The 9,185-nt window shown below is 65.9% G+C and carries 10 protein-coding genes; 1 reads left to right on the top strand and 9 read right to left on the bottom strand.

Features of this window, described 5'->3' with window-relative positions; translation table 11 throughout:
• From VGV07_RS26270 to VGV07_RS26245, 6 genes are all read right to left on the bottom strand, one after another.
• Positions 1 to 402: pyridoxal-phosphate dependent enzyme (locus tag VGV07_RS26270; RefSeq protein WP_326871692.1), on the bottom strand; the 402-nt coding region annotated here is incomplete at its 3' end.
• Positions 403 to 412: 10 nt separating this feature from the next.
• Positions 413 to 1,063 carry a phosphoribosylanthranilate isomerase gene (locus VGV07_RS26265; RefSeq protein ID WP_326871691.1) on the bottom strand — a complete coding sequence of 217 codons (651 nt, stop codon included), beginning with the start codon at positions 1,061 to 1,063 and terminating at the stop codon, positions 413 to 415.
• Between the two features lie 10 nt (positions 1,064 to 1,073).
• Complete coding sequence (locus VGV07_RS26260; RefSeq protein ID WP_326871690.1) at positions 1,074 to 1,421, bottom strand: lipopolysaccharide assembly protein LapA domain-containing protein; 348 nt, start codon at positions 1,419 to 1,421, stop codon at positions 1,074 to 1,076.
• A gap of 15 nt (positions 1,422 to 1,436) precedes the next feature.
• A complete protein-coding gene (locus VGV07_RS26255) occupies positions 1,437 to 1,721 on the bottom strand; it encodes an integration host factor subunit beta (protein ID WP_055047553.1) in 285 nt (94 codons plus the stop codon).
• A 35-nt stretch (positions 1,722 to 1,756) separates the two neighbouring features.
• On the bottom strand, positions 1,757 to 2,704 hold the full coding sequence (gene sppA / locus VGV07_RS26250) for a signal peptide peptidase SppA (protein ID WP_326871689.1): 948 nt from the start codon (positions 2,702 to 2,704) through the stop codon (positions 1,757 to 1,759).
• 307 nt (positions 2,705 to 3,011) lie between these two features.
• Positions 3,012 to 5,507 (bottom strand): ATP-binding protein, encoded by a 2,496-nt coding sequence (locus VGV07_RS26245; protein WP_326871688.1) that lies wholly within the window; start codon positions 5,505 to 5,507, stop codon positions 3,012 to 3,014.
• 118 nt (positions 5,508 to 5,625) lie between these two features.
• Here VGV07_RS26245 and VGV07_RS26240 point away from each other — a divergent pair, with 118 nt between their 5' ends.
• On the top strand, positions 5,626 to 5,817 hold the full coding sequence (locus VGV07_RS26240) for a hypothetical protein (RefSeq protein ID WP_326871687.1): 192 nt from the start codon (positions 5,626 to 5,628) through the stop codon (positions 5,815 to 5,817).
• 9 nt (positions 5,818 to 5,826) lie between these two features.
• On the opposite strand, the gene VGV07_RS26235 is transcribed toward VGV07_RS26240, so the two are convergent.
• The 3 genes from VGV07_RS26235 to VGV07_RS26225 form a co-directional block, all read right to left on the bottom strand.
• Entirely contained in the window at positions 5,827 to 6,333 is a 507-nt protein-coding gene (locus VGV07_RS26235) for a GNAT family N-acetyltransferase (protein ID WP_326871686.1), read from the bottom strand.
• 96 nt (positions 6,334 to 6,429) lie between these two features.
• Positions 6,430 to 8,127, bottom strand: a complete 1,698-nt coding sequence (gene rpsA / locus VGV07_RS26230) for a 30S ribosomal protein S1 (protein WP_326871685.1) — start codon at positions 8,125 to 8,127, stop codon at positions 6,430 to 6,432.
• A gap of 170 nt (positions 8,128 to 8,297) precedes the next feature.
• On the bottom strand, positions 8,298 to 8,936 hold the full coding sequence (locus tag VGV07_RS26225; protein ID WP_326871684.1) for a (d)CMP kinase: 639 nt from the start codon (positions 8,934 to 8,936) through the stop codon (positions 8,298 to 8,300).
• Positions 8,937 to 9,185: the final 249 nt, after the last annotated feature.

Raw genomic sequence — 9,185 nt, 5'->3', positions numbered from 1 at the left:
GCAGACCGTCGCCGTCGCCACGCCGTGCTGGCCGGCGCCGGTCTCGGCGATGATGCGGGTCTTGCCCATGCGCTTGGCGAGCAGGATCTGGCCGAGCGTGTTGTTGATCTTGTGCGAGCCGGTGTGGTTCAGCTCTTCGCGTTTGAAGTAGACTTTGGCGCCGCCCAGTTGCTCGGTGAGCCGCTCGGCGAAATAAAGCGGCGAGGGACGGCCGACATAATGGGTGGCGAGGTGCTTGATCTCGGCCTGGAACTCCGGGTCGGCCTGCGCCGCGCGATAAGCCTTCTCGAGATCGAGGATCAGCGGCATCAGCGTTTCGGCGACGAAACGGCCGCCATAGAGCCCAAAGCGACCCTGCTCGTCGGGGCCGTTGCGAAGGGAATTGGCCCCGGTCGCGGTCACTGCTGAACTCCTACCCGTGTGCGGCTCGCGCCTTAGCGATGAAAGCCCGGATCAGCGCGGCGTCCTTGACACCGGGCGCGGTTTCGACGCCGGAGGAGACATCCACAGCCATCGGTCGAACGGCCCGGATTGCCTCGCCCACCGTCTCGGGCGTGAGGCCCCCGGAAAGCATGAATGGAAGGTTGGGGTCAAGCGCCTTGAGCAGGCTCCAGTCGAACGGAATGCCGTGCCCGCCGGTCCGATCGGCGCCCTTGGGCGCCTTGGCATCGAGCAGGATGCGGTCGGCGATGTCGGCGAAGTCCGCAACATGCGCCACATCCTCGGCCGTGCTGATGCCGATGGCCTTCATGATGGCAATGCCGGCCTCGTCGCGGATCGCCTCGACCCGATGCGGCGTCTCGGGGCCATGCAGCTGGATCCAGTCCGGCGACAAAGCGGCGATTTCCATCACTGAGGAATTGTCCGGATTGACCAGCACGACGCAGGTCTCGACACGGCCGCGTGCCGCCGAGATCAGCTGCTGCAGCGTTTCGAGATCGACATGCCGGGGGCTGCGCTCGAAATGCATGAAACCGACAATATCGGCGCCGGCGTCGATGGCGGCGTCGAGCAGCGCCGGGGTCCTGATGCCGCAGATCTTGACGATGAGGGGGTCGGACATGTGCCTTGGATCAGTTGTGAACGAAATCTTCGGCGCCCAGCGCCGGCGGTTCGGGCGAGCGGCGGGCAACCTCCAGCTCGCGATGCAACCGCTCGGTCTCGCGCTTGAAATGGCGCTCGTCGCGGCGATGCGGCCCCTGGGCGAACCAGGTAGCGACGCCGCCGAGCAGCACGCCGACCAGCAGCACGGCAAACAACACCAGGAACAACGGCACGCCGACCCCTGGCGAGCTCAGGGCTTCGACCGGCGCAAACGGGTTGAAGTTCACCACCACCAGTTGGCGGTTGGCCAGGGCAAACACGATCAGCACCGCGCAAAGCGGCACCAGCACGAACCAGCCGACAATGCGTCTAATCATCGGAACTGCCAGACATCATCCCGCGCGATTGATCCGCTCACGGATTTCCTTGCCGGCCTTGAACTGCGGCACGTACTTCTCGCCCACATCGACTGTCTCGCCGGTGCGAGGGTTGCGGCCGACACGCGCCGGCCGGTTCTTGACCGAGAAGGCACCGAAGCCGCGCAGCTCGACGCGGTCGCCACGGGCCATTGCGTCGCCGACCTCATCGAGGATGGCGTTTACGATGTTCTCGATATCGCGCTGAAACAGATGCGGATTCTCTTCGGACAGTCGCTGCACGAGTTCGGACTTGATCATACCGCCCCCCGGCGCACTCCACGGGTCGATGAGGTTCACATCGATGGGTTAGCCTGCCAAAGCGAGACCAAACCGTCAAGGGACATCGCCCCATCGACACTCGAGCGCATCACTTCGGCAGCGCTCTGGCCGAGCCAGCGCGTCACTCCGAACCAGCCTTCGGCCGGCAGCGGAAAGTAGTCGACCACCGGCAGATCGGCGGCGATGGATTTGTCGCTTTCGAGCCAGGCAATGGCTTCGGCCTCGCCGCCGATCGCATCGATCAGTTTGGTCTCGACGCCCTGGCGACCGGTGATGATGCGGCCATCGGCCAGGGCGAGAGCTTCGGGACGCGGCATGGCGCGGCGCTCGGCGACGACATCGACGAACCACTCGAACGAATCGTTGATCAGCGCTTGCAGCGAGGCGCGCACTTCGCCCTGCATCGGCTCGTCGAAATCGGGCTCGGCCTTGAGCGGACCGGTCTGCACCTTGTCGAAGTTGACCCCGATGGTATCGAGAAGCTTGCCGGCATCGACATGCTGGTAGAGCACGCCGATCGAGCCGACGATCGACAGCCGGCGGGCAAAGATGCGGTCCGAGGCGATGGCGGTCATATAGGCCGCCGAAGCACCGAGCTCGCCGATCACCGCCACGACGGGCTTTTTGGCCCGCAGGGCGCCAAGCGCCTCGTAGAGCTCTTCACCACCGGCGGTGGTGCCGCCGGGGGAATTGATGGCGACGATCACGGCCTTCACCGCATCGTCTTCGGCCAGCTTGTCGAGGATCTTGAGGCGGGCGGGGTCGGTCATGATGGTGCCGGTGATGCTGACCCGGGCGATGCGGTCGCCGGGGCCGCCCTGCTCCATGGCGAAGCGGCCGACAATGGCCAGCACGGCGGCGGCGAGCGCCAGGAAGAACAGCACCCGCCATAGCCGGCGCGAACGGCGCAGCCGGGCATTGGCGGGGATAAGGTGCGCGCTATCGCCGGAAGTGTCGGTCATCGGGGCCTCATACGAAACTGCCGCGAGGTAACCCGCGCGGCGCGGCAAATGCAAGGCGGGGCCAGGCCGTTTCACGCCTGATCGGCAAGGCCTTGGCACGGCGGTGCCGCACTGCCCCCTCGCCCCTCTGGGGAGAGGGGCTGGGGTGAGGGGCGCCAAGCACGCTGATTGCACGGTTGCCGCTACGTGCTGCGAAGGGCCCGGCCGGAGCGCTTGGCGCCCCTCACCCTGACCCTCTCCCCAGAGGGGCGAGGGGACGCACTTTGCACCGGCAGTGCCACATTTGGGGCGCTCAACGTAAGGCGCTCTAAACCCTGAGCCGTTGCCGCTCGGTCTTGATGAAGCCGGCGAGGTGATCGGCTTCGAACAGGGTCAACGCCCGGCCCTGCTGCAGCAGCCGGTCGCGTTCGGTCCGGCCCAACGCCGCCTCGAGCGTGGCGGAGAGCCGGTTACGCTGCATCTCCTCGGTGGCCTGGCGGCCGTCGATCCAGCCTTCGAAACTCTTGTCGGTGAAGCCGACCAGCAAGGCCGCGACATCGAAGGTGCCGCGGGTCGCCAGCAGCTCCGCGGCATTCTGCAACAGGCACCAGTGCCACTGTCCGCCATCGCGCGGCACGATCTCGGCCGCCTCGTAGAGCGGCGCCACGGCGCCGTCGAAATCGCCCAGCGCCATACGGTAGGCAGCGTTGTTGTTGAGGTGGAAGCCGAGCAGCAGGCTGCGGCCGGCGGCACGCAGCTCCGGCATGATCTGGTTGGACAGCGACAGCGCGCGGACGCTGTCGCCACCCTTATGCAGCATCTCGGCGAGGTTCATTACCGAGCGGAAGCGGCCCTTGGGGTTGCCGACATCGAGATGCATTGCGAGGCCGGCTTCGGCGCGGGCCAGCCCCGACATGGTGTCGCCGCGAGTCCAGGCCTGCGTGCCGATGGCGACCAGCGCCCAGGACTTCACCTTGCTGGGCGGCATGTCGGCGATCAGCGTTTCGAGCTCGGCGACCAGCGGCTCGGCATCGCCCTGGTGTCGGAAGAAAATGTTGATCCAGGCGGTGAGCACCAGGGCCTGGGTGTAGCGCAGCCGGTCATCGCTCTGCCGGAACCAGTGGAGCGCCGGCTCCAGCCCCTGGTAGGCGCGCACATCCATGGCATTGTAGCGGCCGATCTCGCCAAGGGCCATTTGCAGCCGGGCTGCCGTTTCGGGCGGCACGGCGCCGACCAGCGACATGCCGGCCTCGATGGTCGCAAGCCCCTCGGCGCCGAGCTGTTCTTCCATGAAATAGCGGTAGGAGCCGGCGGCGATCTCGACATAGGTCGGCCAGTCGGCACGGGTCTTGGTCCAGGCGAGGGCGGCGCGGAGATTGTCGCCGTCGGCACGATAGATCTGGTCCCAGCGCTCGTCGGGCAGCACCTCCCAGCGCAGCACACTGTCGGCGAACAGGTCGCGGACATAGGCCGCGTGCCGGTCGCGGGTGATGACGTCCTCGCCGGCTTCGGCCAACTTGTCGAGGGCGAAGTGGCGGGTGGATTCGAGCAGGCGGTAGCGCGTCCGATCCTGCCCGTCGCGCACGACGAGGGAGCGGCGCACCAGTTCGGCGACCCGGGTTTCGGCGCCCTCGCCTGCCACCGCATTGACGGCGGGGATGGAAAAGCTGCCCTGGAATACGCCAAGCGCCCGCAAAGTGCGCTGATCGTCCGGCTCGAGCAGGTCGTAGCTCCAGGCCAGCGAAGCGGCGAGCGAGCGGTGGCGCGGCAGCGCCGGATCCCAATCGGCCTCGAGGCTCGCCAGCTGCTGCTCGAGCTGCCGGTCGACGGTCTCGATGCCGACGGTGGCGGCGCGGGCGGCGGCCATCTTCAGCGCCAGCGCCACGCCGTCGAGGCGTCTGCAGAGCCGGGCGACGATCGGCAGTTCGTCCGCCGAGAGCTTCTCGCCGAATGCCTCGTAGCAATAGGCGAGGAACTGTGCCGAGGCGGCGTCAACCAACTCACCCTCGCCGGTGACGGCGAAGGGCAAGAGCTTGAAGACATGCTCCTCGGGCAGGGCGAGCGGCACCTGCGAAGTGGCGAGGATGCGAATGCCGGGCACTTCGGCGAGCAGCGTACGAATGACGCGGGCCGCGGCGCCGCGCACATGCTCGCAATTGTCGAAGATCAGCACCGCCTCGGTCGGTCTCAGATACTCGACGATCGATTCGAGCGAGCGGCTGCCGGCGCGGAACGGCACGGCGAGGGTCTGGATCAAGACGCTCTCGATGAACTCGCCGCTGCCGAGCGAGGCGAGATCGACCATCCATACCCCGCCATCGACGGAGCCGAGCGTCTCGGCCACCGCGACGGCCAGCGTGGTCTTGCCGACGCCACCAGGCCCCAGGATGCTGACCAGTCGATGCTGCTCGAGCAGGCGCGCCACCGCCTCGATTTCGACTTCCCGCGCCACGCAGTCGGCGCGATAGCGCCCAAGATTACCGTCGGCTCCGGCGAGCGGCCGCACCGGCTCCTCGTCTTCGACCGGCTCTGGGCCGACATACTTGTAGCCGCGGCCATGCACCGTGGCGATAAAGCCCGAACCGAGCGCCTTGCGCAGCGCCGACATATGCACCTGCAGGGTATTCTCCTCGACCACCACCCCAGGCCACACCGCATCGAACAGCGTCGATTTGTCGAGCAACTGGTTGGGCTGGGCGAGGAGAACCTCGAGCAGGTCGAAGGAACGGCCGGAAAGCTCGATCAACCCGTCGGGGCCGATGAGCTCGCGTTCACGCGGCCGGATCCGGTAGTCGCCAAAGCGCTTTTCCATTTTTCCGACCATACCCCAACCACCTGATTCCCGTCGATCAGGACTGCTTCAGAACTCTTCAGGATTGCCCCAAGGACTGCCGGGCAGAGCGAGGCGATGATCATCGCATCAGATCCGAGGAGACGGACAAATGCTTTACCAGCCCAAGCCCCGCACCGCCGGCGTCATCGCCAGGAACGTTCTCATCGCCATCGCCGGGGTGTTCGCCGGTCTCGGCCGCAGTGCCTCGGACGGCGCCTATCTCGATGGCATGCGCGCCAGCGAACTCGATGACCTCGGGCTGCGCCGCGCCGACGACGGCAGCTACCGGACGTTCAAGTGAAGCGACGGCTCAGTCGAGTTTGCGCACCATATAGCGCGCGGCTTCCTCGTAGCTCAGCAGCTTGCCGTACAGCTCCGGGACCTCGGTGATCTCGAAGCCGTGCCGTTCCCAGAACGGGATCGAGCCGTTCACCGCAACCAGCGTCATGGTGGGGTAGCCTTCGACGCTGGCGTGCTTGACCAGCGCCTCAACGATCTTGGAGGCCGCGCCGACCCGGCGGGTCACCGGCAAGAGGCAGAGATCGTGCACGTAATACGTGTCGGGCTCGACCGGCAGCGCCTTCAGCAGGGTGTTGAGCGGCGGCAGGGTGCCGTAGAGCCAGGGGTGGCTCAGCACATAGCCGGCCGGCTTGTCGCCGATTTCCAGCAGATAGCAGCCGGGGCGGTAGAGCTTCAGCCGCTCGGCCAGCACCTCGGGCGTTTCGAAGAAATCGACATGCACGGTATCCGCAATGCCCTGCACCGCCGGCAGGTCATAGCTGGTCATGGCGCGCCAGGCGACATCCTTCAGAAGCATCGGTTCCCCCAAACAAAGGGCCCGCACCTGTTGGTGCGAGCCCCGAAGATACGAGACCTGCGAGCGCTCGGAGTGATCCGGGCGCCCGCGGAACGCTTACTTGTCGTCGCGGCCCTTGAGCGCGGCGCCCAGAATGTCGCCGAGCGAAGCGCCCGAGTCCGACGAACCATAGGCGGCCACGGCTTCCTTCTCCTCGGCGATCTCAAGCGCCTTGATGGAGAGCTGGATGCGCTGGGTCTTGCGATCGTACTGGGTGACGCGCGCGTCGACCTTCTCGCCCTTCGAGAAACGCTCCGGACGCTGGTCGTTGCGGTCACGCGACAGATCGGCGCGTCGGATGAAGGCGGTCATCTCGGTGTCGTTGATGCGCACTTCGATGCCGCCATCGTTGACCTCGGTCACGGTGCCGGTCACCACGGAACCCTTGCGGATGCCGTCGCCGCCGGCATCGGCCACTTCGCCGACCGCCAGCTGCTTGATGCCGAGCGAGATACGCTCCTTCTCGACGTCGACGTCGAGCACCTTGGCCTGGACGATATCACCGCGGTTGTAGGCCTCGAGAGCCTGCTCACCCGGCTTCTGCCAGTCGAGGTCGGAGAGGTGGACCATGCCGTCGACATCGCCATCGAGGCCGATGAACAGACCGAACTCGGTCTTGTTCTTGACCTCGCCCTCGACAACCGTACCCGAGGGGTACTTGTCGGCGAAGGTTTCCCAGGGGTTCGCAAGCGTCTGCTTGAGGCCCAGGGAGATACGGCGCTTCTCGGGATCGACCTCGAGCACCATCACTTCGACTTCCTGCGAGGTCGAGACGATCTTGCCCGGGTGGACGTTCTTCTTGGTCCAGCTCATCTCGGAGACGTGGATCAGGCCTTCGATGCCCGGCTCCAGCTCGACGAACGCACCATAGTCGGTGATGTTGGTCACGCGGCCGGTGAACTTGGCGCCGACCGGATACTTGGCGGCAATGCCATCCCACGGATCGGCCTGCAGCTGCTTCATGCCCAGCGAGATGCGGTGGCTCTCGTGGTTGATGCGGACGATCTGCACCTTGATGGTCTCGCCGATCGACAGCACTTCGGACGGGTGGTTGACCCGGCGCCAGGCGATGTCGGTGACATGCAGCAGACCGTCGATGCCGCCGAGGTCGACGAACGCACCGTAGTCGGTGATGTTCTTGACCACGCCGTCGACGACCTGGCCTTCCTCGAGCTGCTGGACGATCTCGGAGCGCTGCTCAGCGCGGCTCTCTTCGAGGATCGCACGACGCGACACGACGATATTGCCGCGACGCTTGTCCATCTTCAGGATCTGGAACGGCTGCGGCACATTCATCAGCGGGCCGATGTCGCGGATCGGACGGATGTCCACCTGCGAACGCGGCAGGAAGGCGACGGCGCCTTCGAGGTCGACGGTGAAGCCGCCCTTGACCTGGTTGAAGATGATGCCTTCGACGCGCTGATTGGCGTTGTACATCTCTTCGAGCTTGACCCAGCTCTCTTCGCGGCGAGCCTTCTCGCGCGACAGCACGGCCTCGCCGACAGCGTTCTCGACGCGATCGACATAGACTTCGACGAGCGAGCCCACCTTGATGGTGCCGTCACGGCCGGCGGCGCCGAATTCCTTGAGCGCGATGCGCCCTTCGGTCTTCAGGCCGACGTCGATGATGGCGAGATCCTTCTCGATCGCCACGACGGTGCCCTTGACCACGGTCCCTTCCAGGGGCTCGTTCTCGAGGAACGAGTCCAAAAGCAGGGACTCGAAATCCTCCTTGGTAACAGTTTGAACTGCCAAACGACTTCTCCAATGCGCCCGGTGGCTTGTGTTGAAAGGCCCGGTTGCCAATCGCCATCACAAGGCGATCCGGTGCGCTGGCGCGCGAGCCATATGGCTTAGGATTGGTTTCCGCTGCCGGCTCTTGGAACATGCCGGGGGACGAAAGCCGCAAGGTTTGGTTTTGAAGCCTAGAGCTTCGCCTTGCGCGCCATGACCCCGTCGACAATGGCGACGGCTGCGCGGAGTGCGGCCTCTATATCCAAGAGCGTGGTGTCCAGCAAGTGGGCATCGGCTGCGGGATAGAAGCCGCCATTGGGGTTGGCCATGTCTCGGGCGTCCCGCTGCTCTATCTGGTGATAGAGGGCGTAGCGGTCAACCACCTGGCCACGGGCTTCGAACTGGCGGGCCCGGCGCTCCATCCGCGCCTTGCTGTCGGCCTGGATGAACAGCTTCACGTCGGCATCCGGGGCGATCTTGGTGCCGATATCGCGGCCATCGAGCACCGCGCCGCCCGGCTGCAGCGCAAACTGGCGCTGAAAGTCGAACAGAGCCGCCCGCACCTCGGCGATCACCGCCACTTTGCTGGCCAGCGCCCCGGCTTCGGCCGATGACAGGACGACCGGGTCGAGATGCGCGGTATCGACGGATCGAGCCGCCGCGATGGCCTGGATTTCGAACTCGGGGGTGTTTTCGAACGCCGCGACGGCGCGGCCGACGGCGCGATAGAGCAGGCCCGTATCGAGATGCGGCAGGCTGTAGTGCCGGGCGAGACCGGCCGCGAGCGTGCCCTTGCCGGATGCCGCCGGCCCATCCACCGCGATGATCATTGCCCCTCCGCGCGCCTGCCGCTCGCCGGCCCTCCGTATCACGCTGTCCGGGCGGGCTGCCAGCATGGCGCCGCACTACCCCCAAAGATCGGTCGAGGGCGGCCGTATTTTGGGTTTGACAGGGCGAAACTTTCACCCTAACCGGACGTTTCCCTGCGGGTGGCCCCGCCTTTCTACACGAGGAAGCAATTGGCCAACGACGAACGCGGTACGAAACGGGAAGATCCCGATACCGGCAAGAAGTTCTAC

It is taken from the genome of Devosia sp., assembly GCF_035944845.1.
Lineage (GTDB): Bacteria > Pseudomonadota > Alphaproteobacteria > Rhizobiales > Devosiaceae > Devosia_A.
The sequence above is the reverse complement of the archived record's forward strand: the minus strand, read 5'-3'. Positions and strand labels throughout refer to the sequence as shown.

What these genes read in the sequence shown, in the direction of transcription:
- VGV07_RS26265 (WP_326871691.1), bottom strand. Translation starts at nt 1,063, where the DNA reads ATGTCCGACCCCCTCATCGTCAAGATCTGCGGCATCAGGACCCCGGCG.
- VGV07_RS26225 (WP_326871684.1), bottom strand. Translation starts at nt 8,936, where the DNA reads ATGATCATCGCGGTGGATGGGCCGGCGGCATCCGGCAAGGGCACGCTC.
- VGV07_RS26260 (WP_326871690.1), bottom strand. Translation starts at nt 1,421, where the DNA reads ATGATTAGACGCATTGTCGGCTGGTTCGTGCTGGTGCCGCTTTGCGCG.
- VGV07_RS26240 (WP_326871687.1), top strand. Translation starts at nt 5,626, where the DNA reads ATGCTTTACCAGCCCAAGCCCCGCACCGCCGGCGTCATCGCCAGGAAC.
- VGV07_RS26235 (WP_326871686.1), bottom strand. Translation starts at nt 6,333, where the DNA reads ATGCTTCTGAAGGATGTCGCCTGGCGCGCCATGACCAGCTATGACCTG.
- sppA (WP_326871689.1), bottom strand. Translation starts at nt 2,704, where the DNA reads ATGACCGACACTTCCGGCGATAGCGCGCACCTTATCCCCGCCAATGCC.
- VGV07_RS26255 (WP_055047553.1), bottom strand. Translation starts at nt 1,721, where the DNA reads ATGATCAAGTCCGAACTCGTGCAGCGACTGTCCGAAGAGAATCCGCAT.
- VGV07_RS26245 (WP_326871688.1), bottom strand. Translation starts at nt 5,507, where the DNA reads ATGGTCGGAAAAATGGAAAAGCGCTTTGGCGACTACCGGATCCGGCCG.